The 565-nt window shown below is 67.1% G+C and carries 1 protein-coding gene; it reads left to right on the top strand.

Going from position 1 to position 565, the window contains the following annotated elements; all coding sequences use genetic code 11:
- Positions 1–338: IS3 family transposase (locus FVA95_RS29275; RefSeq protein ID WP_149666936.1), on the top strand; the 338-nt coding region annotated here is incomplete at its 5' end.
- Between the last annotated feature and the right edge of the window lie 227 nt (positions 339–565).

Raw genomic sequence — 565 nt, 5'->3', positions numbered from 1 at the left:
CCCGCGGAACGTACGGGTGGCCGCGTGTCCACGCCGAGCTCACGCTCGGTCTGGGCCTGGTGGTCAACCACAAGCGCGTCGCCAGGCTGATGCGCGAGGCCGGCATCCAGGGCCTCTACCGGCGGCGCCGCCGCGGCTGCACGGTCCGCGACCCGCACACCGAGCCCTACACCGACCTGGTCGACCGAGACTTCACGGTCGACGGCCCGAACGAATTGTGGTGCACCGACATCACCGAACACCCCACCGAGGAAGGGAAAGTATACTGTGCTGCGGTCCTTGACGCCTACTCCCGGCGCGTCGGTGACGAGTTCGGTGCGCATGTTGTCGTCGATTGACCAGCCCACGACGCGCTCGGCATGGCCATCACCCGTCGCAGTCCCGAACCGTACTCGGCGATCCTACATTCTGATCATGGCTCGCAAGGCGAATTCAACTGGTCGTCGCAACACCTCTGATCGTGGAGGTGTTCGGCAGTGGCGACGAAGGACTGGGGCGTGAAGACGAGCGGGGTTCCCGAAGAGGCCCGACGCCAGTGGCGCGCGGATCGGGCGTTGCGGCCCCC

Source organism: Pseudonocardia sp. EV170527-09 (assembly GCF_008369905.1).
GTDB lineage: Bacteria > Actinomycetota > Actinomycetes > Mycobacteriales > Pseudonocardiaceae > Pseudonocardia.
This window is presented reverse-complemented; position numbering and strand designations above follow the sequence as displayed.